This is a genomic window from Pantoea sp. ICBG 1758 (genome assembly GCF_002928325.1).
In the GTDB taxonomy this organism is placed as follows: Bacteria; Pseudomonadota; Gammaproteobacteria; order Enterobacterales; family Enterobacteriaceae; genus Pantoea; species Pantoea eucrina.
In genome coordinates this window covers 1-23,089 of the sequence record NZ_POWL01000007.1, presented here as the reverse complement: position 1 = coordinate 23,089, position 23,089 = coordinate 1, and the positions used below count along the sequence as shown (strand labels likewise).

The window sequence follows — 23,089 nt, the reverse complement described above, 5'->3', positions numbered from 1 at the left end:
CGTCACAATTACATAACATTGATATCTGCATAACCTGCTGATTAGCGGATAAAAATATCTTATAAGCTGCCGCTCAGGCTGATTAATTCTTATGCTGAATCATTTCGGCATTTAAAAAATAAACAAACGTTTAATTCCAATACGAGAATGTTATATTCAGAAGCATATGCATAACGTGTAGTTAACCGTTATCGCCCCATTGGCTTAACCTGAGTCTTAACCCTTTGAGATAGCGCAGCGCGCGTAAGCCGCGCGGCTATTTTGCCTGCCAACCTGTTGAGCTTCAGGTCAACAGAAGAGGAGATGTCGCCTCATGAGCAACACTGCGGTAAACCTGGCGCTGAGCAGCGCTGCAATGGATGGTGCAAAACGTCAGGAACGGAAAGAAGTTGATGTCCTGCTGATTGGCGCAGGCGTGATGAGCGCTACGCTCGGCACCTGGCTGCAGGAGCTGGAGCCAGACTGGTCCATTGAAATGGTTGAGCGTCTGAATGACGTCGCAGTGGAATCCTCTAACGGCTGGAATAATGCCGGTACCGGTCACGCCGCGCTGGCGGAGCTTAACTACACGCCGCAAAAGGCGGATGGTTCGATCGATATCGCTAAAGCAGTAGCCATCAACGAATCTTTCCAGATGTCGCGTCAGTTCTGGGCGCATCACGTGCAGAAAGGCAACCTGCAGGATCCCAAAAGCTTTATCCATACCACGCCACACATGAGTTTTGTCTGGGGTGACGCTAACGTCGACTTCCTGCGCAAGCGTTTCCAGGCGCTGCAGAAGAGCACGCTGTTCCGCGGTATGCACTATTCCGAAGATCGCGATCAGATTGCGCAGTGGATCCCGCTGGTGATGAAAGGACGCGATCCGCAGCAGAAGGTAGCCGCCACCTGGACCGATATGGGTACAGACGTCAACTTTGGTGAAGTGACGCGTCAGCTGATCGCCGCCCTGGAGAAAAAAACGCATTTCCGCCTGCGTATGCGGCAGGAAGTGCGTGACCTGGTGCGCCTGAACGATGGCCGCTGGCAGGTTACGCTGATGAACCTGGATACCAGTGAACAGCGCACCCTGATTACCCGCCAGCTGTTTATCGGTGCCGGCGGTGCGGCGCTGCCGCTGCTGCAGAAGTCAGGCATTCCTGAGGTCAAAGGTTACGCCGGCTTCCCGGTAGGCGGCTCTTTCCTTGTCACTGAAAATCCGGATGTGGTCGCGCAGCATATGGCCAAGGTCTACGGCAAAGCCAGCGTCGGCGCACCGCCTATGTCAGTGCCGCACGTTGATACGCGCGTGCTGGATGGCAAACAGGTGCTGCTGTTTGGCCCGTTCGCCACCTTCTCCACTAAGTTCCTGAAACAGGGTTCGCTGCTGGATATGTTTGGCGCGATGAACACCAGCAACCTGCTGCCGATGATGCAGGTCGGCCTGAAGAGTTTTGACCTGGTGAAATATCTGGTTGATCAGGTGCTGCAGAGCGATGCCGATCGCATGGAGGCGCTGCGCGCCTATGTGCCGCAGGCGAAACAGGAAGACTGGCGCCTGGTCACGGCGGGCCAGCGCGTGCAGATCATCAAAAATGATGAGCTGGAAGGCGGCGTGCTGCGCCTCGGCACTGAAGTGGTGACGTCTGCTGATGGCTCTATTTCTGCGCTGCTGGGCGCCTCACCAGGCGCATCGACCGCGCCACCGATTATGCTGGAGCTGATGGCTAAAGCTTTCCCTGAGCAGATGCGCTCACCGGAGTGGCAGACTAAAATCCGGGCCGTTATTCCATCATGGGGCCGCAAGCTCAATGGTGACGTGGCGCTGACCGAGAAAGTACTGGCCGATACCAGTCGCATACTGCAGCTGGAATATGAGCCGGTGATCACCTCGCACGCGGCAAACGACGAAGCGCGAATCACCGCTCACGTGGTCGGCAAATAGCTGACTGCTCAGGTGCGCCGCCCGGCGCACCTGCTCTATATTGCGCTCAGCGCGTCATACCCCATCCAGCCGGTCGTTGCCACCAGCGATAGCGCCATCAGCGTGTTAAACAGGCGCCGCTTCCAGTGCGTCTGCAGGTACGTCCGCAGCCGATCGCCCAGCGCTGCCCAGAGCAGAATGCAGGGCAGATTGAGCGCGGCAAAACCGGTCAGCACCAGCCAGACGTTGCTACTGCTGGCGTAAAGCAGCGCAACGTTTGTGACCATCAGCCAGGCCTTGGGATTAACCGCCTGAAAAGCCACGCCGCCCAGCAGCGTCATCGGACGCGGACGGGCGCTGGCCTGCGGCGCACCGGCGCGAAAAATTTTCCATGACAGCCACAGCAGATAGCCGCAGCCCGCCAGCGTCAGCGGCAGGCGTACGGCTGCCATCCACGTCAGCAGCAGCTCCAGCGCCACGCTTGCCAGCAGCATCTGCAGCACGCAGCCGAGCAGTATACCGCCCAGCACTGGCAGCGTGCGACGAAAGCCGAAATTGACCCCTGATGTGGCCAGCAGCAGATTGTTCGGGCCGGGCGTAATAGACATGATGGTGACATAACTGAAAAAGGCGGGATCGAGCATAGACGTTCTCCGGACTGAATAAGCTGACTCCATCGTAATGCCGCCGCCGCAATGGCAACAGAGACAGTAATTCAGTATTGTAATGGGTACAGTCACACTTTTTCTGCTTTGTACCTGTCACTTCCGGAGGCCATTGTGTCCCTCGCGTTTACTGACGATCAACCGCGCTACCAGCAGCTGGCAGCAAAATTTGCCGACGCTATTCATCAGGGTTCGCTGCGGCCGGGCGCCCGCCTGCCCGCTATCCGGCGAGTGGCGCAGTCGCACCAGCTCAGCGTAAATACCGTGATCAGCGCCTGGCAACTGCTGGAAGATCGCGGCCTGATTGAGGCGCGGCCGCAGTCAGGTTATTACGTTCGCGGCGTATTGCCTGCCGTTACGCTGCAGCCGCAGCCGCCCACCGCAGAGAGTGGCGATCCGGATGCACAGAAGCTGGCGCTGATTGAACAGGTTTTTGCCGCGCAGAATAATCCCGACTACACCAATATTTCGCTGGCCTGTCCGCAGGACAGTGAGCTTTTTCCTTCAGCGAAGCTGGGCCGTATCACCGCCGCGCTGATCCGGCGCCAGGGCGACATTATCGGTCGTTATGCGCTGCCTCCCGGCAGCGAGCGGCTGCGCGAGGAGATCGCCCGGCGCAGCGTGCATACCGGACTGAACCTTACCGCTCAGGCGATTACCCTGACCCACGGCTGCATGGAGGCGCTGCAGCTGGCGCTGCGCGCTGTCACGCAGCCCGGCGACTGTATCGGACTGGAATCCCCCACCTATTTTTTCCTGTTTCCGCTGCTCGCCTCGCTCGGACTGAAAGCGCTGGAGATCCCCACCGATCCGCAGCGCGGTCTTTCGCTGGACGCGCTGGAGATGCTGCTGCAGGAACAGCGCATTCAGGCGCTGATCGCTATGCCGGGCGCGCAAAACCCGCTGGGCTACGTGATGCCGCTGGAGAACAAAAAACGGCTCGCTGCGCTGATGAATCACTATCGCATTCCGCTGATTGAAGACGGGCTCTACGATGAATTGCAGTTTGACTGGCCGCTGTCACCGCCGGTTAAGGCGTTCGATCGCGATGGCTGGGTGATTTACTGCACCAGCTTTACCAAAACCGTGGCGCCTGATTTTCGTATCGGCTGGACCGCCGCGGGCCGGTTTCATGCCAGCATTGCGCGGCTGAAAGCGGTCTCGTCGATGACTGAATCGCGGCTGCTGAGCGAGACGCTGGCAGAGTTCCTCGCCAGCGGGGGGTACGATCATCATTTGCGCTCGCTGCGCCGGCGCTATGCGGCAAATCTGGATGCGGCGCGGGGCATTCTGGCGCGCCATTTTCCGCAGGGAACACGCGCCACGCTGCCGCGCGGTGGCTTTGTCTTCTGGGTCGAGCTGCCGGGTAAGATTGATACCGTGCTGCTGTTTAATCGTCTGCTGCAGGAGCAGATCTGCGTCACGCCAGGCGCGCTCTACACGCTGAGCGAACGCTACCGGCATGCGCTGCGCCTCTCCTGCTGTTATCCGTTCGACGCGCGTTACACCCGTGCCTTAGCGCGCACGGGTGCTCTGGCGTGCGAGATGAGCGGCATTGCCCCTGCTGCGTCTTAAGGCGTGCCGTTGCGTCCCCAGGTGGTAAATCCGGGGCGCTCGGTCAGCCGCTCATAGTAGGTCTGTATTGCCGGAAAATCGGGGTGATCCAGCGGCGTTTCAAACCAGCGGTTTACGGCCAGTCCAATGGGAATATCCGCCAGGCTAAAGTGACGCCCGGCCACATAGCGGCCCGATTTTTCCAGCTGCTGATTGAGTATCCCCATGGTGTGCGTCCAGCCTTTCACCGCTGCTGCGAGCAGACGGGGATCCTGATGCGCTGGTGAATTTCGTACCAGCGACATAAAGGCGTAGCGCCAGGAGGTGTTAAGCTCGGTAGCCTGCCAGTCGATCCACTGATCCACCGGCGCGCGTAAGCGCGGCTCCTCCGGATAGAGCCATGCACCACCGTAGCTGTTGGCCAGGTAGCGCAGAATAGCGTTGGATTCCCATATCACCAGCCCGTCGTCGATGATGACCGGCACCAGGGCGTTGGGGTTCAGCGCCATAAACTGCGGTGCATGCAGCGACAGACCCTCGTCGCCCCAGGCTTCATGCTTATAGGTGATATTCAGCTCAGCGCAGAGCCACAGCACCTTGCGCACGTTGATTGACGTTTTACGGCCTAAAATTTTTAACATCGCGGACTCCGCCTGCAGAATTATTAATCTATTCATAGCCCTGTTAGCGCGTTTTTACCATGCGCAGGGTATCATTCCACATATTGGCTGACAGAAAAGGAATTGTTATGAGAGTGGCGTTTAAACAGGTGGATGTCTTTACCGCAACGGCATTTCGGGGAAATCCGCTGGCCGTGATTATGGATGCACAGGGATTAGCTGACGAACAGATGGCAGCGATTGCGCGCTGGACCAATCTGTCAGAGACCACGTTTGTGCTGCCGCCAGAGAGCAGCGCGGCGGACTATCGCATCCGCATTTTTACCCCTTCGGGTGAGCTGCCGTTTGCCGGTCACCCGACGCTGGGTACAGCCCATGCGCTGCTGGAAGCGGGCTGGCCGCGGAAAAACGCCGGCTGTATTGTTCAGGAGTGCGGCGTCGGACTGGTTGAGGTGCGTATCGCCGCCGATGGCGCACTGGCATTCGCTGCCCCTGCGGCAACCCTGACGCCGTTCAGCGATGCGCTGATGAGCCGCGCGCTTAACAGCGAGGCCGTTGATCTGACGCAGTCGCCTGCCGTAGCGGATATGGGTATTCGCTGGCTGCTGATCCCGCTCAGCAGCGCGCAGGCGGTCGTCGACGTCACGGCTTCCGTGGCCGATCTGCAGCAGCTGCAGCAGCGGGCGGGCGTCAGCGGCGCGCTGATTTTCGGCGCGCTGCCGCCGGGGGAACCGGAGCAGTATGAGGTCCGCGCGCTGCTTGTGGAGAATGGCAGCCTGACTGAAGATCCGGTCACCGGCAGCGCCAACGCCTGTCTGGCTCGCTACCTGGCGGCCCAGGGCCAGACGCGCAGCTACCGGGCGCGCCAGGGCAGCGCGATCCAGCGCAACGGCCGTATTGACGTTACCTATACGGAAGAGGCGATCTGGATCGGCGGCCAGACGGTAACGGTTATCGACGGTACCATCACGCTCTGACGCGCCGCTCTTACGTCAGCAGGCGATCACAACGCCTGACCGCCCGATGCTTCAATGCGCTGGGCGGTGATCCAGCCGCTCTCCTCGCTCAGCAGCATGCAGATAGCGTCCCCGATGTCGTCCGGCAGCCCGACCCGCCCCAGCGCGGTGACGGACGCAATCTGCGCGTTAAGTTCACGCGTATCGCGCACCCGTCCGCCGCCAAAGTCAGTCTCAATGGCGCCCGGTGCCAGAATATTGACGCGAATGCGGCGCGCGCCCAGCTCCTTCGCCTGATAGCGCGTCAGCACCTCCATGGCGCCTTTCATTGCGGCATAGGTTCCGGAGCCAGGCTGCGTGATACGGGTCAGCCCGCTGGAGATATTCAGAATACGGCCGCCGTCGTTCAGCAGCGGCAGCAGCGCCTGGGTCAGAAAAAACGGGCCTTTCAGGTGCACATTGACCAGCGCATCAAACTCCGCCTCGGTGGTATCGGTCAGCAGCTGATAGTGACCATGACCGGCGTTATTCACCAGAAAATCGAACCGGTCGCGCTGCCAGACGCGCTGCAGCGTCTGCGTAAGCTGTTGTGCAAAGGCAGCGAACTGGCTGCTGTCGCCAACGTCCAGCGGCAGCGCAGCCGCCTGCACGCCCAGCGCTTCGATCGCCTCTGCCACTTTCTGCGCTTCATCAGCGTGACTTCGGTAAGTAAACACAATATGCGTGCCGCGTGCGGCCAGTTTCAGGGCTGCATTACGTCCCAGGCCGCGGTTTCCGCCGGTAATCAGCGCTATTTTGTGACTCATAACTCTCTCCTGCTGAAAAAGTGAACTCCTGATAAAGATATTCAAACCGAAGTGATCTATAAACGCAGATAACTGCGCAGCACTGTTTCAATAACAACAACAATCGGTGAACAATATGGATAAAATTCATGCAATGCAGGTTTTTGTACGCGTTGCGGAGATGGGCAGTTTTACCCGCGCCGCTGAAAGTCTGGGTTTACCAAAAGGCAGCGTGTCGCGTCAGCTGCAGGCGCTGGAGAACCAGATGGGCACGCGCCTGCTGCATCGCACTACCCGGCGCGTGCACCTCACCCAGGATGGACTGGTCTATTACGATCGCTGCCTCGATCTGCTGTCGATGATGGAGGATATGGACAGTCTGTTTCAGCATGACCCGGCGACGCTGAGCGGCAAGCTGCGGGTCGATATGTCGGTGGCGATGGCCACCAGCTTTATTCTGCCGCGCCTGCCGGAGTTTCTGCAGCACTATCCCGGCGTTGAGATTGAGCTGAGCAGCAGCGATCGCCAGGTGGATGTGATTCGGGAGGGATTTGACTGCGTGGTGCGCGTGGGCGAGCTGAAAGATTCCGGTCTGATTGCGCGAAAAATTGGCACCTATGCCTTGATCAACTGCGCCAGTCCCGACTACCTTTCCCGCTTTGGCCGTCCGATACGGCTGGAGGAGCTGTCGCAGCACGCCATGGTGCACTATACCCAGCAGCTGGGTCAGCCTGCGCCGGGATTTGAATATTTCGATGGCCGCCAGTGTCACTATGTGCAGACCGGCGGCGTGGTGACGGTAAACAGTACTGAAACCTACCGTGCCGCCTGCCTCGCCGGACTGGGCATTATTCAGGTGCCGGCAATGGGCGTTCAGCCGCTGCTGGAGTCGGGTCAGCTGGTGGAGGTGCTGCACGCTTTTCCGGCAAAACCGATGCCGATTACGCTGCTCTATCCGCACCGCCGCAACGTGGCGCGCCGCGTGCGGGTGTTTATGGAGTGGCTGAGCCAGGTGCTGCAGGAGTATGTCACCTGACACATCCGCCGCCGCCGTTATTTACGGTATATAATTTCAGTTTCGCAGTGAACAGGATGCCTATCGTCTATGACAGACAAAACAACTCAGGAGTCAGCCGCCGATTCAAAGCCGCTGATCGATATCCACACCGGTAACAAAACTGTGGATGGCTCAATTCGTCGCGTGTCGCGCTTCGCCACGTGGTTTCAGTCTATTCCGGCCGTCGCGCACTTTATCCGGGCGCTGGATCGCTTTAATGACCGGCTGGGCAGCCAGTTTGGCGCGGCGATCACCTACTTCTCCTTTTTATCGCTGATCCCGATTCTGATGGTGTCGTTTGCCGCCGTGGGGTTTGTGCTGGCCTCTAATCAGGATCTGCTGTCAGAGCTGATTAACAAAATTGTCAGCAGCATCAGCGATCCTACGCTCGCCACCACGTTAAAAAATACCGTGAACACTGCGATTCAGCAGCGCGCTACCGTGGGTCTGACCGGTCTGCTGCTGGCACTCTATTCCGGTATCAACTGGATGGGCAACCTGCGCGAAGCGGTCCGCGCGCAGTCGCGCGATGTCTGGGAGCGGACGCCGGATGATAAAGAGGTGTTCTGGAAAAAATATCTGCGCGATCTCTTCTCACTCCTGGGGCTGATGCTGGCGCTGGTGATCACCCTTTCGCTGACGTCGATTGCCGGTGCGGCTCAGGCAGCGATCGTCAGCGCGCTGGGGCTGGATGGCATCGACTGGCTGCGTCCGGTAATGACAATTATTGCCCTCTCCATCTCCGTGCTGGCGAACTATCTGCTGTTCCTGTGGATTTTCTGGATCCTGCCGCGCCATAAGCCGCGTAAAAGAGCGCTGCTGCGCGGCACGCTGCTGGCAGCTATCGGCTTTGAGGTGATTAAATTTGTTATGACGCTGACGCTGCCGAAGCTGGCGACCTCTCCTTCAGGCGCTGCCTTTGGTTCAGTACTCGGCCTGATGGCATTTTTCTACTTCTTTGCCCGCCTGACGCTGTTTTGCGCCGCGTGGATCGCCACGGCGAAATATAAAGGTGATACGGAGATGCCGCAGCCGCGCCAGCCCTCCTGACAACGGGCACAGGGCAACCACCTGAACAGTAAAACCTGTTTCCTGCTGGCGAATTTTAGCGCTCCCGCCAGCAGGAAACGCCAGCCAGTCACTTTTATTTAGCGGTTTAGCAGCGATTCACGCCAGAAAAACGTTTCCTGCCGCTGCCATTCGCCACCATTCCGGTTAACTCAGACATTATCCTCTTTTTCGCCGAAAATCGTCGTTTTGCGACGCTTTTTGCTCATTGAATGCCGCATACCAGGTGCGTAATATTTCTGGTTTACATTTACAATTAAGAAACATTTATGCAAGCCTCCATTACAGAAACACCTGACGCGCTGCACGACGAAGCGCCGGTCAATTCACGCGGTAAAGTTGTCGTAGCTTCTCTGGTCGGTACGGCTATCGAGTTCTTCGATTTCTATATTTACGCCACCGCAGCGGTTATCGTCTTTCCGCATATTTTCTTTCCTCAGGGGGACGCCACGGTTGCGACGCTGCAGTCGCTGGCAACCTTTGCCATCGCCTTTGTCGCGCGGCCAATCGGCTCAGCGGTGTTTGGCCACTTTGGCGACCGCGTTGGTCGTAAAGCGACGCTGGTCGCTTCACTGCTGACGATGGGCGTCTCAACGGTGCTGATCGGCCTGCTGCCTGGCTATGAAACTATTGGCGTTGCCGCGCCACTGCTGCTGGCGCTGGCGCGCTTCGGTCAGGGGCTGGGACTGGGCGGCGAATGGGGCGGTGCCGCGCTGCTGGCAACGGAGAATGCGCCGGCGAAAAAGCGCGCGCTGTATGGATCGTTCCCCCAACTGGGCGCGCCGATTGGCTTTTTCTTTGCCAATGGTACGTTCCTGCTGCTCTCCTGGCTGCTGACCGACGAGCAGTTTATGCAGTGGGGCTGGCGCGTGCCGTTTATCCTTTCTGCAGTACTGGTGCTAATCGGCCTCTACGTGCGCGTCTCGCTGCATGAGAGTCCGGTTTTTGCCAAAGTGCAGAAGGAGCAGAAGCAGGTGCGTATGCCTATTGGCACGCTGCTGAGCAAACATATGACGGCGACCATACTCGGCACCTTTATCATGCTGGCGACCTACACGCTGTTCTATATCATGACCGTCTATTCGATGAGCTACGGCACCGCCCCGGCGCCGGTCGGACTGGGCTACTCGCGCAACAGTTTCCTGTGGATGCTGATGGTGGCGGTAATCGGATTTGGCGTGATGGTGCCCATTGCCGGTCTGCTGGCCGATCGTTTTGGTCGCCGCAGAACGATGATCACTATTACGCTGATGATTATCGCTTTTGCGCTGATGTTCCCGCTGCTGCTCGGCTCCGGCTCGCAGATTCTGGTGATGGGCTTTCTGCTGCTGGGCCTGAGCATTATGGGCCTGACGTTTGGCCCGATGGGTGCGCTGCTGCCGGAGCTGTTCCCGACCGAAGTGCGCTATACCGGTGCCTCTTTCTCTTATAATTTGTCATCCATTCTGGGAGCGTCCGTAGCACCCTATATCGCCACCTGGCTCAATGCAAACTATGGCCTGCAGGCAGTGGGTTTCTATCTTGCCGCCATGGCGGTGCTGACGCTGATTGCCCTGATCGCCTGTAAAGAGACGCGGCACCAGACGCTGTATGATGCGGCGTAAACGCGTATCCTGATGCAGCATAAAAACCCGGCCAGTCCGGGTTTTTTATTGCGTAATGCCGCGGGACGGTGCGGCGCGGGGTATATCGTACAGGGGCCGCATTTATGCGGCCCTTTGTACCAGGGCGCCATTAATGGCGCCCCTACAGGATATATCTCGTAGGGGCCGCATTTATGCGGCCCGTTGTGCCGGGACGGTGCGGCGTTGGGCGCCATTAATGGCGCCCCTACGGGAGGTGTGGCGCAATAAAAAACCCCGGCAGGCCGGGGTTTGATAAGGCTGAAAATTGTCGGTGGGAACTTAGCCAGCTACCGCGATACGTTTCATATCGGTCATGTAGCCACGCAGCTTGCGACCAACGGTTTCAATCGGATGCTGACGAATCGCTTCGTTAACGTCGCGCAGCTGTGCGTTATCAACCTGAGTGCCTTCTGTCGCTTTGCCCAGATCGCCCGGCTGCAGCGTGGTCATAAACTCCTCCAGCAGCGGTACAGCGGCGAATGAGAACAGGTAGTTGCCATACTCAGCGGTATCGGAGATCACCACGTTCATCTCATACAGGCGCTTACGTGCGATGGTGTTAGCAATCAGCGGCAGCTCATGCAGCGACTCATAGTATGCAGACTCTTCAATGATGCCGGCATCTACCATGGTTTCAAACGCCAGCTCAACGCCCGCTTTTACCATCGCGACCATCACCACGCCTTTGTCGTAGTACTCCTGCTCTTCGATTTTGCCCTCAAACTGTGGCGCATTTTCAAACGCCGTTTTACCGGTCTCTTCACGCCAGGTCAGCAGGTTTTTATCATCGTTCGCCCAGTCAGCCATCATACCGGAGGAGAATTCACCCGAGATGATATCATCCATATGCTTCTGGAACAGCGGAGCCATGATCGTTTTCAGCTGCTCAGAAAGCGCCCAGGCACGGATTTTTGCCGGATTAGACAGGCGATCCATCATCAGCGTAATACCGCCAAACTTCAGTGATTCAGTGATGGTTTCCCAGCCGAACTGGATCAGTTTTTCGGTATAGGCGACATCGTGCCCTTCAGCCACCAGCTTGTCGAAGCAGAGCAGCGAACCCGCCTGCAGCATACCGCACAGAATGGTCTGCTCACCCATCAGATCCGATTTTACTTCCGCTACAAAGGAGGATTCCAGCACGCCTGCGCGGTCACCGCCGGTAGCCGCAGCCCAGGCTTTCGCGATAGCCATGCCTTCGCCTTTCGGATCGTTTTCCGGGTGCACGGCGATAAGCGTCGGAACACCAAAACCGCGTTTATATTCTTCACGCACTTCTGTACCCGGGCACTTCGGTGCCACCATCACCACGGTGATGTCTTTGCGGATGGTTTCGCCCACTTCAACAATGTTAAAGCCATGCGAGTAGCCCAGCGCAGCGCCATCTTTCATCAGGGGCTGAACCGCCTTCACAACAGAAGAGTGCTGTTTGTCTGGCGTCAGGTTAACCACCAGATCCGCCTGCGGGATCAGCTCTTCATAGGTACCGACTTTAAAACCGTTTTCTGTTGCTTTGCGGAACGAGGCGCGCTTCTCTGCAATCGCTTCTGCACGCAGCGCATAGGCTACATCCAGCCCGGAGTCGCGCATATTGAGCCCCTGGTTCAGGCCCTGTGCGCCGCAGCCCACGATCACTACTTTTTTACCTTTCAGGAAGCTGGCGCCATCGGCGAACTCATCGCGCGCCATAAAGCGACATTTGCCCAGCTGCGCTAACTGATTGCGCAGGTTTAATGTGTTGAAGTAGTTAGCCATGGGGTACTCCGCATCAATGTTGTGTTTGCATTATTGTCTGATAGCGGCGCCTGTTTCAGCGCTGCGAATGACCCCATCATATGACAGGAAATCCATTGCTTAAATTGATATATTAACAACGTTACGTTGCAATTTTTGCAATACGAAATGTCAGGAGATCCCGGATGGATTTACGCGATTTAAAACTCTTTCTGCATCTGGCAGAAAGCTGCCATTTTGGCCGTACGGCACGCGCCATGCACGTCAGCCCCTCTACGCTGTCGCGCCAGATCCAGCGGCTGGAAGAGGATGTCGGCCATGCGCTGTTTCTGCGTGATAACCGCACCGTGACGCTGACGGAAGCGGGTGAGCGGCTGCGCCAGTTTGCCCAGCAGACGCTGCTGCAGTATCAGCAGCTGCGTCACGTCATGGATCTCAACGGCCCCTCGCTAAGCGGTGAGCTGCGTCTGTTCTGCTCGGTGACTGCCGCTTACAGCCATCTGCCGCCGATTCTCGATCGCTTTCGCGCTGAACATCCGCAGGTGGAGATCAAGCTCACGACCGGCGACGCGGCGGACGCCATTGAGATGGTGCAGTCTGGCGAGGCGGATCTGGCCATCGCCGGCCGGCCGGAGTCGCTGCCCGCCAGCATCGGCTTTACACCGCTGGGGCTGATCCCGCTGGTGCTGATTGCACCGGCGCTGCCCTGCCCGGTACGCAGCCAGGCCACGCAGACGGAGCCCGACTGGTCGCAGATCCCGTTTATTATTCCGGATCAGGGACCGGCGCGGCGCGGCATCGATCTCTGGTTCCGGCGCTATCGTCTCGCTAATCCGCAGATCTACGCTACGGTGGCGGGCCATGAGGCGATCATCTCTATGGTGGCGCTGGGCTGCGGAATTGCGCTGGTGCCGGATGTGGTGCTGGAGAACAGCCCTGAGCCGGTGCGAAACCGGGTTATGACGCTGGAGAACGTGGAGTCAGTGGCGCCGCTGCAGCTGGGCGTTTGCGTACAAAAAAAGCGGCTCGGGGAGCCGCTGATTCATGCATTCTGGCATCTGCTCTGATTACTGGCCGGCGAGAAAGAAACGGAACGCCGGATTATTCGCCTCATCGTGCCACTCGTAACCCAGTGCCGTCAGGTGAGTTTCAAAATCGGGTTCTTTATCATTCACTTCAAATGCCGCCAGCACGCGACCAAAATCGGTGCCGTGGCTGCGGTAGTGGAACAGTGAGATATTCCAGTGCGCGCCCAACGTCTGCAGAAACTTCAGCAGCGCGCCCGGCGCCTCCGGGAACTCAAAGCTGAACAGCCGCTCGCGCAGCGGTTTTGACGGACGCCCGCCGACCATATAACGCACATGCAGCTTGGCCATCTCATCATCAGAGAGATCCACCACCTGGTAGCCCCCTTCAGTAAGCTGACTGATGATCTCGCCGCGCTCTTCAAGGCCGCGCGTCAGACGCACGCCGACAAAGATGCAGGCGCTGTCCGCATCCGCATAGCGGTAGTTGAATTCCGTGACCGATCGGCCGCCCAGCGTCTGACAGAACGTCAGAAAGCTGCCCTGCTGCTCAGGAATGGTCACCGCCAGCAGCGCTTCCCGCTGCTCTCCCAGCTCGCAGCGTTCGGAAACATAGCGCAGGCCGTGGAAGTTGACGTTGGCGCCCGACAGCACGTGTGCCAGGCGCTCGCCTTTGATGTCGTGCTGCTGGATATACTTTTTCATTCCCGCCAGCGCCAGCGCACCTGAGGGTTCCGCCACGGCCCGCACATCCTCAAACAGATCTTTCATCGCCGCACAGATGGCATCGCTGTCAACGGTGATGATGTCGTCGAGATACTCCTGGCAGAGCCGGAAAGTTTCGCTGCCGATACGTTTCACCGCCACGCCCTCGGCAAACAGCCCGACGCGCGGCAGATCCACCGGCTCGCCCGCCGTCAGCGCAGCTTTCAGGCAGGCGGAGTCTTCAGACTCCACCGCGATGACTTTGATCTGCGGCATCAGCTGTTTAATCAGCACCGCCACGCCGGCTGCCAGCCCGCCGCCGCCAACCGGAACAAATACGCGATCAAGATGCGCATCCTGCTGCAGCAGCTCCATCGCCAGCGTGCCCTGCCCGGCAATCACCGCCGGATGGTCAAACGGCGGCACAAAGGTGTACCCCTGCTGCTGCGCCAGCTCAATCGCTTTGGCTTTCGCCTCATCGAAATTTGCGCCAAACAGAAAGGCTTCGCCGCCAAACGCCCGCACCGCATCGACTTTGATATCCGCCGTGGTGACCGGCATGACAATCAGCGATTTAATTCCCAGCGTGCTGGCTGAGAGTGCAACCCCCTGCGCGTGGTTACCGGCAGAAGCGGTCACCACGCCGCGCGCTTTCTGCTCTTCGTTTAATCCGGCGATCATCGCATAGGCACCGCGCAGCTTGAAGCTGTGCACCGGCTGCCGATCTTCACGTTTCACCAGAACGGTGTTGCCGAGCCTTGATGAGAGTTTCTCCATCTTCTGCAGCGGCGTTACCTGCGCAATTTCATAAACCGGCGCACGCAGAATGGCACGCAGGTATTCCGCGCCGCCAGGCGACGCAGACAGGGGTTGAGACTCAGCCATACCATCAGCCTCCCAGCTTCGACTTGTCGCGCACTGCGCCTTTATCCGCGCTGGTCGCCAGTGAGGCGTAAGCACGCAGCGCAAAAGAGACCTGACGTTCGCGATTATGCGGCGTCCAGGCGGCTTCTCCGCGCGCAGCTTCTTCTTCACGACGGGCGTGCAGCTCATTATCCGGTACCGCCAGCTTAATGCCGCGATTCGGGATATCGATCTCAATCAGATCGCCATCTTTTACCAGCGCAATGGTGCCGCCGCTTGCCGCTTCCGGCGAGGCGTGGCCGATAGAGAGGCCGGATGTGCCGCCAGAGAAGCGCCCGTCGGTGATCAGCGCGCAGCTTTTGCCAAGGCCCATCGACTTCAGATAGGTCGTCGGATAAAGCATCTCCTGCATGCCCGGCCCCCCTTTTGGCCCTTCGTAGCGAATGACGACGACATCACCGGCCACCACTTTACCGCCCAGGATCGCTTCAACGGCATCATCCTGGCTTTCATAGACTTTAGCCGGCCCTTTAAAGGTCAGGATCTCTTTATCGACGCCCGCCGTTTTAACGATACAGCCATCTTCTGCCAGGTTACCGTACAGAACCGCCAGGCCGCCATCCTGTGAGTAGGCGTGTTCGCGCGTACGGATACAGCCCTCAGCGCGATCGTCATCCAGCGTGTCCCAGCGACAGCTTTGCGAGAAAGCCTGCGTGGTGCGGATGCCCGCCGGACCGGCGCGGAACATATCTTTTACGGCCTGGTCCTGCGTCAGCATGATGTCGTACTGATCCAGCGTTTCACGCATCGTCTGCTGCAGAATATTGCGCGCGCTGGTGTCAATCAGGCCAGCCCGATCCAGCTCGCCAAGAATACCGATTACGCCGCCGGCGCGGTGCACATCTTCCATATGATATTTCGGAGTGCTGGGCGCCACTTTACACAGCTGCGGTACTTTACGTGACAGGCGGTCGATATCGGAGATATTGAAGTCGATCTCGCCCTCCTGCGCCGCCGCCAGCAGATGCAGTACGGTATTGGTGGAGCCGCCCATGGCGATATCCAGCGTCATGGCGTTCTCAAATGCTGCTTTGGTCGCGATATTACGCGGCAGCATATTGGCGTCATCCTGCTCGTAGTAGCGTTTGGTCAGGCTCACAATGCGTTTACCGGCATTGATGAACAGCGCTTTACGATCGGCGTGGGTGGCCAGCAGCGAGCCGTTGCCCGGCTGTGACAGGCCCAGCGCTTCTGTCAGGCAGTTCATGGAGTTAGCGGTAAACATTCCGGAGCAGGAGCCGCAGGTTGGGCAGGCTGAGCGCTCAATCTGCTCACTGTCGGCGTCGCTGACGTTGGGGTTCGCCCCCTGAATCATCGCATCTACCAGATCCAGCTTGATGATCTGGTCGGAGAGTTTGGTTTTCCCCGCTTCCATCGGGCCGCCGGAGACAAAGATCACCGGAATGTTGAGGCGCAGTGCCGCCATCAGCATGCCCGGGGTGATTTTGTCGCAGTTGGAGATACAGACCATCGCATCCGCGCAGTGGGCGTTGACCATATACTCTACGGAGTCGGCGATCAGCTCACGTGACGGAAGTGAATACAGCATGCCGCCATGTCCCATGGCGATACCATCATCTACCGCGATGGTGTTGAACTCTTTTGCCACACCGCCCGCTGCTTCAATCTGCTCTGCAACCAGCTTGCCGAGGTCGCGCAGGTGCACGTGCCCTGGTACAAACTGTGTGAATGAGTTCACTACCGCAATAATCGGCTTGCCGAAATCATCATCGGTCATTCCGGTGGCGCGCCACAGGGCACGGGCACCCGCCATATTACGGCCGTGGGTGGTGGTGGCTGAACGGTACTTAGGCATGCTCTATTTACTCCAGTCTGAAAAATGACGCGGGCGCTGCTGCCCCCGCGCTGATCTCTTGTTACGGATTAACCTGATCCAGCCAGCCATATTTATCTTCGGTTTCGCCGGTAAACAGGCCAAAGAACGCTTTCTGAATTCGGGTGGTCACCGGACCACGCTTGCCTTCGCCGACCTGAATGCCGTCAACGCTGCGCACCGGGGTGATTTCAGCAGCGGTGCCTGACATGAAGATCTCATCGGCCAGATAGAGCGACTCGCGTGACAGCACCTGCTCGCGCACTTCAATACCGAGATCGTGCGCCAGCTTGATAATTGCATCACGGGTGATGCCTGGCAGAGCGGAAGAGGTAAACGGCGGCGTAAACAGGATGCCATCTTTGACTTCAAACAGGTTTTCGCCTGCGCCTTCAGAGATGTAGCCCTGCGTATCCAGCGCGATCCCTTCCTGATAGCCGTGGCGGCGTGCTTCGCTGCCCACCAGCAGGGAGGAGAGATAGTTACCGCCCGCTTTGGCTGCGGTAGGCAGTGTGTTAGGCGCCACGCGATTCCACGAAGAGACCATGGCGTTGATACCCTGCTCCAGCGCTTCCGGACCGAGGTAGGCTCCCCACGGGAAAGCCGCAATAATCACGTCAGTGGTAAAACCGTCCGGCGGGTTAACGCCCAGGCCTACATCGCCGACAAACGCCAGCGGGCGGATATAGGCACTCTTCAGATTGTTAACGCGGATCACTTCGCGGCAGGCTTCCATCAGCTCATCGACGCTGGCTTTGATGGGAAAACGATAGATTTTTGCGGAGTCGTGCAGACGCTGCATATGTTCACGGTGACGGAACACTACCGGGCCTTTGTGCGAGTCGTAGCAGCGTACGCCTTCAAACACGGAAGTGCCGTAATGCAGTGCGTGAGACATAACGCTGACCTTGGCGTCTTCCCACTTAACCATCTCTCCGTTGAACCAAATAAAGTCTGCTTTCTTCGTACTCATCGTTATGTCCTTTGGCGACTAAGCGCGGATTTGTTGTGTTGTCTGCTGCTGGATCTCGACACAGGCGACATCCAAAAGTTTGCGTAACTGAGAAGACAGTAAATCGACTGAGCGCTGGCTGGCAACGGTCATTTCGATATTAGTATTGTCTGCGTTGCTGGCGGAGCCCATATTCATCGCGCAGACCTGAAAGCCGCGGTGGCGAACAACGCGTAAAATGCGCTCCAGCACTTCCGGGCGAAAACGGGCTTCAATTGATAACTGATGCTGATTCATATGCTCTTCTCCATCATGTTTGCGTTGCTGGCACCCGGCGGGACCAGTGGCCAGACGTTTTCATGCTCATCAATCGAAACATGCAGGAAATAAGGTCCTTCGCTGTTCAGCAGAGCATCAATCGCGGCGTCAACTTCATCTTTACGGCTGATACGCTGGCCTGGAATATCAAACGCGCGGGCCAGCATCAGAAAATCGGGGTTATCGGTCAGGATGGTCTCGCTATAGCGGCCATCGAAAAACAGCTGCTGCCACTGGCGCACCATGCCCAGCCGCTGGTTATCCAGCAGCAGAATTTTTACCGGCAGCTGTTTGCGTTTAATCGTGCCCAGCTCCTGAATGTTCATCATGACGGAACCATCACCGGAGACGCAGATTACCGTATCATCAGGGCGGGCAATCTGCGCCCCCACGGCTGCCGGCAGACCAAATCCCATGGTGCCGAGACCGCTGGAGGTGATGAAATTTTCCGGCGCGCTGAACTGCATATGCTGCGCGGTCCACATCTGATGCTGACCCACATCGGTGGTCACAACCGTACTGTCCGGTTTGCGATCGGAAACCTGCTTCAGCAGCAGCGGTGCGTAAATAGCGTCACCGGGATGATCGTAGCGCCAGCTAAACTCCGCTTTCATCGCGCGGACTTCCTGACGCCATGCATCGATCTGCAGAGGCATACTCAGCGCGGGCAGTATCTGCCGGAGGTCGCCCGGCAGCGAAACATGAGCACGGCGCAGTTTGTTCAGCTCCGCCGGATCGATATCGATATGAATAACGCTGGCATGCGGGGCGAAGGTATCCAGCTTGCCGGTCACGCGGTCATCAAAGCGGGCGCCTACTGCAATCAGCAAATCGCACGACTGTACGGCAAGGTTGGCCGCTTTAGTGCCGTGCATGCCCAGCATCCCGAGATAAAGCTCGCTGCTGCTCTCTGCACAGCCAAGCCCTTTCAGGGTTGAGACGACCGGGATGCCGCTTTCTTTTGCCAGCGCACGCAGTGCCGGTACCGCCTGCGCCATACCCACGCCACCCCCTACATAGAGGATGGGTTTTGCCGCACGTGCCATTAAGGCGCGCGCGTCATCAATGTGCTGCGGCGAATGGGAAAGGGTCTCCTCAACCGGCAGCAGATGGGGCGTCAGTTCCGCGCTGGCAATCTGGATATCTTTTGGGATATCAACCAGTACCGGCCCCGGGCGTCCCGACTGCGCGATAGCAAAGGCTTCGGCCATCACTGAAGGCAGATCGTCAAGCGATTCAACCAGAAAACTGTGTTTGGTGCAGGCCAGCGACAGCCCAAGGACGTCAATCTCCTGAAAAGCGTCGGTTCCCATCACAGCGGATGAAACCTGTCCGGTGATGGCTACTACGGGAACAGAATCCATCATCGCATCCGCCAGGCCAGTGATCAGGTTAGTGGCTCCCGGACCAGAGGTTGCGATGCAGACGCCGGTTTTACCCGTAGCACGGGCATAGCCGATAGCCGCTATCACCGCGCCCTGCTCATGACGGCACAACAGATGTTCTACGCCGCCATCATATAGCGCATCGTACACGGGCATGATAGCGCCGCCAGGATAACCGAACACGGTATCAACGCCCTGCGCGCGTAATGCCTGAACTACCCATTGTGCACCTGTCATGGTTATTCTCCTGTAATCCTGTGAGAACAACAGAATTTTATGCTACTGCTCATAATCTGCTCCTCGCTAATCAGCTGATAGTTTGTCTGGTCAAAAAAAAACCCCCGGACCTTTCGGTGCGGGGGTTTTTGGGATTTCAGACTTGATTTTTAAGCCTTTCTTTCTCCAGACGCAGCCCCGCACGGTGGGTTAATAATCACCACCACGCTAATCACGACTAGGCTAATCACGGATAGAAGGGCTTTCATACGTTGTCTTTTTTTCACTTGTTCGAAGTAATGCCTACAGAGTTATCATAGTTACCTGGTCATTTACAATAATTTTCATCAGCCAATTTTTCGCGGTTCTGATGCAATCATCGTTATCACCTTGTAAAAACTAGGTTATTCAGATTTGTGATAAATATTCATCACGCCCGGCGCGTAATTGCATAATGCTTAGCGGAAGAGATCGCTCATTTTTGGCGAAAACAGTGAAACAATAGAGAAAAATATGGAATAAGGCGGTCAAAATGGCACAACCGGGATCGCAGATAGCGCGCTGAGGAGCAAGGATAGAGGCAACAAGGAGGGGTGATGTCTTTATCTAAAGTTCTGACCCGTGCGGCACTGGGAATCGAAGCGCCGCTGGTAACCGTCGAGGTTCATATCAGTAATGGATTGCCTGCGCTGACGCTGGTCGGCCTGCCTGAAACCACGGTTAAGGAGGCTCGCGAACGGGTACGCAGCGCTATTATTAATAGCGGATTCAGCTTTCCGGCCAAACGTATCACCATCAATCTGGCGCCTGCTGACCTGCCTAAGGAGGGTGGTCGCTACGATCTGCCGATTGCTATCGCGCTTCTCGCAGCCTCAGAACAGCTGCCAGGGGATAAACTTACGCGCTATGAGTTCCTGGGTGAGCTGGCGCTTAACGGCGCGCTCTGTGGCGTGCAGGCCGCAATTCCGGCCGCTATGGCAGCGCTCAGAGCCGGCCGCCAGATGATTGTTGCTGAACAGAATCAGCAGGATGTGGGATTAATCCAGCAGGGCGAAACGCTGACCGGCGTGCATCTTAGTGAAATATGCGCTTTTCTGCACAATCAGACCACGCTCAGAGTGGCGCAGACCGTTGCCGAAGAGGCCACGGACTCACCGCAGGATCTGCGTGACGTTATTGGTCAGCAGCAGGGACGACGCGCGCTGGAGATTGCAGCAGCAGGCGGACATAATCTGCTGCTGCTCGGACCACCCGGTACAGGCAAAACGATGCTGGCGACGCGTCTGCCGGGCATTATGCCCCCGCTGGACGACGGTGAAGCGCTGGAGTGTGCGGCAATTGCCAGCCTGGTCAGCAATGGTGAACAGCGCGCTCAGTGGCGCAAGCGCCCTTTCAGGGCACCTCATCACAGCGCCTCACTCTATGCGCTGGTTGGCGGAGGCTCTATACCCCGCCCGGGTGAAATATCACTGGCACACAATGGCGTACTGTTTCTGGATGAGTTACCGGAATTTGATCGCCGCGTCCTTGATGCGCTGCGTGAACCTATTGAATCAGGCGAAATTGCGCTCTCCCGTACGCGGGCTAAAGTGACTTATCCTGCGCGCTTTCAGCTGATAGGCGCAATGAACCCCAGCCCCACCGGGCATTACCAGGGCAATCACAACCGCTGTTCACCACAGCAGGTACTGCGTTATCTCAGCCGGTTGTCAGGGCCCTTTCTGGACCGCTTTGATTTATCGCTTGAGATCCCGCTGCTGCCAGGCGGAACCCTGAGTCAGCAGGCTGTCACCGGCGAGAGCACTGCACAGGTCAGGGAACGGGTGCTGGCAGCCAGAGCACGACAGCAGGCGCGCGCCGGCAAAATTAATGCCCATCTTACTAATGCGGAGATCGCACGCGACTGTGCGTTGTTACAGGCTGATGCAGAGTGGCTGGAAGGAATACTTAATACGCTGGGTTTGTCGGTGCGTGCATGGCAGCGCATCCTGAAAGTGGCCAGAACCATCACCGATCTTGCCGGGGAAACACAGATAGTACGGCCACATCTGCAGGAAGCGGTGAGCTACCGCAGTATCGATCGTTTAATGATTTATCTGCATAAGACGCTGGAATAAAAACGGGGCCGTTCATAGCCCCGTTTTATCAGTCATCACTGTCGCTGAAATCTTCAACCGTATCCATCTGCGGCTTGCCACCCGAGAGGGTGTGAAAGCGCTTAGGACGCTTGATGCGGGCGATATACTTAGACCAGACGCGCTCTGCTTCGGTCAGCGGCTCACGTTGTCCGCGGCACACTTCAAGAAACGACCGCTCTTCTTCTGTTACCGGTTCGCGTTTTGCCAGATCAAGCTCATTAAAAGCGTATCCGTGACGCTCCAGAAGCTGGGCTTCTTTAATGGTGAAATCACCGTGACGTGAAAATCCACGTGGATAATGTTTGTTATCGAAGAAACGATTTGTTGTTGCGAAGCTTTCCGCCATTTTACACGCTCCTGATTCTCATATGGCCGTGCTATTTATGGCGCGGAGTATTAGATAGGCTTGACAGAGTGTAAAACAAAACATTTAAATCAGTACGACAAACAAATTTTGGGAGAATAGTGTGGATACGGAATTACTGAAAACTTTTCTGGAGGTGAGCAGAACGCGTCATTTTGGACGTGCTGCGGAGGCGCTGTACCTTACGCAATCTGCTGTCAGTTTTCGCATCCGTCAATTGGAAAACCAGCTGGGCGTAAATCTCTTTACCCGCCATCGTAATAACATCCGCCTGACTTCAGCAGGTGAGCGGTTATTACCTTATGCGGAAAGCCTGATGAGTACCTGGCTGATGGCAAAGAAAGAGGTTTCGCATACGCAGCAGCATCATGAGCTCTCAATCGGTGCCAGCGCTTCCCTGTGGGAGGCTTATCTCACGCCCTGGCTTCAGACGCTCTATGAGAACCGTGAGAGCCTGCATATGGAAGCCCGTATTGCCCAGCGTCATCTGCTGGTTAAACAGCTGCATGAGCGGCAGCTTGATCTGCTAATCACCACGGAAGCGCCAAAAATGGATGAGCTGACCAGCCAGCAGATTGGTCATATTTCACTTGCTCTGTTCCGGGCGCGTAAAACGGAAAAACGCGAGAAGTATGATTATATCAAACTGGAATGGGGCGCAGATTTTCATCAGCATGAGAGCTATTTGTCGAGTGATGATGTTCCGGTGTTAACCACGACATCGGCACATGTAACGCGGGAACTGTTACACACTACCGGGGCCTGTGCTTTCTTACCCGATTCCTGGCAGGGGATATATAACGATATTGTGCCGATCCCCGATACACCGGTAGCGGTGCGCCCGCTATATGCCGTCTGGCTGCAGAATAGCGATCAGCAAACGCATATTCGTCAGCTGCTTAAATTTCCGGTTCTGACGCATTGAGATAGCAGATTGAGAAGGGTCTGAAGCTGTGAAAGCGGGCGCAGACTCTTTATTTTTTGAAAGGATGCAAAAAGATCCTGAATTTCAGGCAAAAAAAATCCTTTGCCGAAGCAAAGGATTGTTTTCTGGCAGGGGCGGAGGGACTCGAACCCCCAACACCCGGTTTTGGAGACCGGTGCTCTACCAATTGAACTACGCCCCTAAATAGGGTGGCGGAACGGACGGGGCTCGAACCCGCGACCCCCTGCGTGACAGGCAGGTATTCTAACCAACTGAACTACCGCTCCACCGATTCTTTACTGCCCTCAGGACCGCGCCTGAAGCCAGGTGTTTCGC

General features: G+C 57.2%; 20 protein-coding genes and 2 tRNA genes. 9 read left to right on the top strand and 13 right to left on the bottom strand.

The features are described 5' to 3' along the window. Positions 1-313 precede the first annotated feature (313 nt). A complete protein-coding gene (gene mqo, locus C1Y41_RS17495) occupies positions 314-1,924 on the top strand; it encodes a malate dehydrogenase (quinone) (protein WP_104085993.1) in 1,611 nt (536 codons plus the stop codon). Between the two features lie 35 nt (positions 1,925-1,959). Here the strand turns inward: mqo and C1Y41_RS17490 are convergent, their stop codons facing one another. After that, a complete protein-coding gene (locus tag C1Y41_RS17490; protein WP_104085992.1) occupies positions 1,960-2,547 on the bottom strand; it encodes a LysE family translocator in 588 nt (195 codons plus the stop codon). Positions 2,548-2,682: 135 nt separating this feature from the next. Between C1Y41_RS17490 and C1Y41_RS17485 the strand changes: the two genes are divergently transcribed. Next, entirely contained in the window at positions 2,683-4,143 is a 1,461-nt protein-coding gene (locus C1Y41_RS17485; RefSeq protein ID WP_071669258.1) for a PLP-dependent aminotransferase family protein, read from the top strand. On the opposite strand, the gene C1Y41_RS17480 is transcribed toward C1Y41_RS17485, so the two are convergent. Then, the gene (locus C1Y41_RS17480; protein ID WP_039381100.1) at positions 4,140-4,763 is read right to left on the bottom strand and encodes a glutathione S-transferase family protein; all 624 of its coding nucleotides are present in this window, start codon (positions 4,761-4,763) and stop codon (positions 4,140-4,142) included. The genes C1Y41_RS17485 and C1Y41_RS17480 overlap by 4 nt on opposite strands. A gap of 107 nt (positions 4,764-4,870) precedes the next feature. On the opposite strand from C1Y41_RS17480, the gene C1Y41_RS17475 reads away from it, so the two are divergent. Next, the gene (locus C1Y41_RS17475) at positions 4,871-5,719 is read left to right on the top strand and encodes a PhzF family phenazine biosynthesis protein (protein WP_104085990.1); all 849 of its coding nucleotides are present in this window, start codon (positions 4,871-4,873) and stop codon (positions 5,717-5,719) included. Positions 5,720-5,745: 26 nt separating this feature from the next. Here C1Y41_RS17475 and C1Y41_RS17470 read toward each other — a convergent pair whose 3' ends face one another. Continuing rightward, on the bottom strand, positions 5,746-6,504 hold the full coding sequence (locus C1Y41_RS17470; protein ID WP_104085989.1) for an SDR family NAD(P)-dependent oxidoreductase: 759 nt from the start codon (positions 6,502-6,504) through the stop codon (positions 5,746-5,748). 115 nt (positions 6,505-6,619) lie between these two features. Here C1Y41_RS17470 and C1Y41_RS17465 point away from each other — a divergent pair, with 115 nt between their 5' ends. The 3 genes from C1Y41_RS17465 (at position 6,620) to C1Y41_RS17455 (ending at position 10,212) form a co-directional block, all read left to right on the top strand. After that, positions 6,620-7,519 (top strand): LysR family transcriptional regulator, encoded by a 900-nt coding sequence (locus C1Y41_RS17465; protein WP_104085988.1) that lies wholly within the window; start codon positions 6,620-6,622, stop codon positions 7,517-7,519. A gap of 69 nt (positions 7,520-7,588) precedes the next feature. Further along, positions 7,589-8,590, top strand: coding sequence for an inner membrane protein YhjD (gene yhjD, locus C1Y41_RS17460; protein WP_104085987.1), 1,002 nt, complete (start codon positions 7,589-7,591; stop codon positions 8,588-8,590). A gap of 287 nt (positions 8,591-8,877) precedes the next feature. Further along, a complete protein-coding gene (locus tag C1Y41_RS17455) occupies positions 8,878-10,212 on the top strand; it encodes an MFS transporter (protein WP_039381113.1) in 1,335 nt (444 codons plus the stop codon). 300 nt (positions 10,213-10,512) lie between these two features. Here the strand turns inward: C1Y41_RS17455 and ilvC are convergent, their stop codons facing one another. Next, a complete protein-coding gene (gene ilvC / locus C1Y41_RS17450) occupies positions 10,513-11,988 on the bottom strand; it encodes a ketol-acid reductoisomerase (protein ID WP_039381116.1) in 1,476 nt (491 codons plus the stop codon). Positions 11,989-12,152: 164 nt separating this feature from the next. Here ilvC and ilvY point away from each other — a divergent pair, with 164 nt between their 5' ends. Continuing rightward, entirely contained in the window at positions 12,153-13,034 is an 882-nt protein-coding gene (gene ilvY, locus C1Y41_RS17445; RefSeq protein ID WP_039381119.1) for an HTH-type transcriptional activator IlvY, read from the top strand. On the opposite strand, the gene ilvA is transcribed toward ilvY, so the two are convergent. The 6 genes from ilvA to ilvL all read right to left on the bottom strand — a co-directional run bounded on the left by ilvA (position 13,035) and on the right by ilvL (position 19,595). Next, positions 13,035-14,582, bottom strand: a complete 1,548-nt coding sequence (gene ilvA / locus C1Y41_RS17440) for a threonine ammonia-lyase, biosynthetic (protein WP_071669255.1) — start codon at positions 14,580-14,582, stop codon at positions 13,035-13,037. 4 nt (positions 14,583-14,586) lie between these two features. Next, on the bottom strand, positions 14,587-16,437 hold the full coding sequence (gene ilvD / locus C1Y41_RS17435; protein ID WP_039381124.1) for a dihydroxy-acid dehydratase: 1,851 nt from the start codon (positions 16,435-16,437) through the stop codon (positions 14,587-14,589). A 61-nt stretch (positions 16,438-16,498) separates the two neighbouring features. After that, entirely contained in the window at positions 16,499-17,428 is a 930-nt protein-coding gene (locus tag C1Y41_RS17430; protein ID WP_039381127.1) for a branched-chain amino acid transaminase, read from the bottom strand. 18 nt (positions 17,429-17,446) lie between these two features. Next, positions 17,447-17,704, bottom strand: coding sequence for an acetolactate synthase 2 small subunit (gene ilvM, locus C1Y41_RS17425; RefSeq protein WP_104085986.1), 258 nt, complete (start codon positions 17,702-17,704; stop codon positions 17,447-17,449). Then, a complete protein-coding gene (ilvG, locus tag C1Y41_RS17420) occupies positions 17,701-19,347 on the bottom strand; it encodes an acetolactate synthase 2 catalytic subunit (RefSeq protein ID WP_104085985.1) in 1,647 nt (548 codons plus the stop codon). Before ilvG ends, ilvM begins: the two co-directional genes overlap by 4 nt. A 149-nt stretch (positions 19,348-19,496) precedes the next feature. Beyond that, positions 19,497-19,595, bottom strand: coding sequence for an ilv operon leader peptide (gene ilvL / locus C1Y41_RS17415; protein WP_071669254.1), 99 nt, complete (start codon positions 19,593-19,595; stop codon positions 19,497-19,499). A 327-nt stretch (positions 19,596-19,922) separates the two neighbouring features. On the opposite strand from ilvL, the gene C1Y41_RS17410 reads away from it, so the two are divergent. Further along, positions 19,923-21,443, top strand: coding sequence for a YifB family Mg chelatase-like AAA ATPase (locus tag C1Y41_RS17410; protein WP_071669253.1), 1,521 nt, complete (start codon positions 19,923-19,925; stop codon positions 21,441-21,443). A 28-nt stretch (positions 21,444-21,471) separates the two neighbouring features. Here the strand turns inward: C1Y41_RS17410 and C1Y41_RS17405 are convergent, their stop codons facing one another. Further along, positions 21,472-21,810, bottom strand: coding sequence for a DUF413 domain-containing protein (locus tag C1Y41_RS17405; protein ID WP_039381138.1), 339 nt, complete (start codon positions 21,808-21,810; stop codon positions 21,472-21,474). A 121-nt stretch (positions 21,811-21,931) separates the two neighbouring features. On the opposite strand from C1Y41_RS17405, the gene hdfR reads away from it, so the two are divergent. Next, positions 21,932-22,753 (top strand): HTH-type transcriptional regulator HdfR, encoded by an 822-nt coding sequence (gene hdfR / locus C1Y41_RS17400; protein ID WP_039381140.1) that lies wholly within the window; start codon positions 21,932-21,934, stop codon positions 22,751-22,753. 126 nt (positions 22,754-22,879) lie between these two features. Here hdfR and C1Y41_RS17395 read toward each other — a convergent pair. Both C1Y41_RS17395 and C1Y41_RS17390 read right to left on the bottom strand, forming a co-directional pair. Further along, positions 22,880-22,955: transfer RNA gene (locus C1Y41_RS17395), tRNA-Trp, on the bottom strand. An 8-nt stretch (positions 22,956-22,963) separates the two neighbouring features. After that, positions 22,964-23,040: transfer RNA gene (locus C1Y41_RS17390), tRNA-Asp, on the bottom strand. Positions 23,041-23,089 lie beyond the last annotated feature (49 nt).

What these genes read in the sequence shown, in the direction of transcription:
- C1Y41_RS17405 (WP_039381138.1), bottom strand. Translation starts at nt 21,810, where the DNA reads ATGGCGGAAAGCTTCGCAACAACAAATCGTTTCTTCGATAACAAACAT.
- ilvC (WP_039381116.1), bottom strand. Translation starts at nt 11,988, where the DNA reads ATGGCTAACTACTTCAACACATTAAACCTGCGCAATCAGTTAGCGCAG.
- C1Y41_RS17480 (WP_039381100.1), bottom strand. Translation starts at nt 4,763, where the DNA reads ATGTTAAAAATTTTAGGCCGTAAAACGTCAATCAACGTGCGCAAGGTG.
- C1Y41_RS17410 (WP_071669253.1), top strand. Translation starts at nt 19,923, where the DNA reads ATGTCTTTATCTAAAGTTCTGACCCGTGCGGCACTGGGAATCGAAGCG.
- C1Y41_RS17490 (WP_104085992.1), bottom strand. Translation starts at nt 2,547, where the DNA reads ATGCTCGATCCCGCCTTTTTCAGTTATGTCACCATCATGTCTATTACG.
- C1Y41_RS17455 (WP_039381113.1), top strand. Translation starts at nt 8,878, where the DNA reads ATGCAAGCCTCCATTACAGAAACACCTGACGCGCTGCACGACGAAGCG.
- ilvY (WP_039381119.1), top strand. Translation starts at nt 12,153, where the DNA reads ATGGATTTACGCGATTTAAAACTCTTTCTGCATCTGGCAGAAAGCTGC.
- C1Y41_RS17465 (WP_104085988.1), top strand. Translation starts at nt 6,620, where the DNA reads ATGGATAAAATTCATGCAATGCAGGTTTTTGTACGCGTTGCGGAGATG.
- ilvA (WP_071669255.1), bottom strand. Translation starts at nt 14,582, where the DNA reads ATGGCTGAGTCTCAACCCCTGTCTGCGTCGCCTGGCGGCGCGGAATAC.
- C1Y41_RS17470 (WP_104085989.1), bottom strand. Translation starts at nt 6,504, where the DNA reads ATGAGTCACAAAATAGCGCTGATTACCGGCGGAAACCGCGGCCTGGGA.
- C1Y41_RS17475 (WP_104085990.1), top strand. Translation starts at nt 4,871, where the DNA reads ATGAGAGTGGCGTTTAAACAGGTGGATGTCTTTACCGCAACGGCATTT.
- C1Y41_RS17430 (WP_039381127.1), bottom strand. Translation starts at nt 17,428, where the DNA reads ATGAGTACGAAGAAAGCAGACTTTATTTGGTTCAACGGAGAGATGGTT.
- ilvG (WP_104085985.1), bottom strand. Translation starts at nt 19,347, where the DNA reads ATGACAGGTGCACAATGGGTAGTTCAGGCATTACGCGCGCAGGGCGTT.
- ilvD (WP_039381124.1), bottom strand. Translation starts at nt 16,437, where the DNA reads ATGCCTAAGTACCGTTCAGCCACCACCACCCACGGCCGTAATATGGCG.
- ilvL (WP_071669254.1), bottom strand. Translation starts at nt 19,595, where the DNA reads ATGAAAGCCCTTCTATCCGTGATTAGCCTAGTCGTGATTAGCGTGGTG.
- ilvM (WP_104085986.1), bottom strand. Translation starts at nt 17,704, where the DNA reads ATGAATCAGCATCAGTTATCAATTGAAGCCCGTTTTCGCCCGGAAGTG.
- mqo (WP_104085993.1), top strand. Translation starts at nt 314, where the DNA reads ATGAGCAACACTGCGGTAAACCTGGCGCTGAGCAGCGCTGCAATGGAT.
- yhjD (WP_104085987.1), top strand. Translation starts at nt 7,589, where the DNA reads ATGACAGACAAAACAACTCAGGAGTCAGCCGCCGATTCAAAGCCGCTG.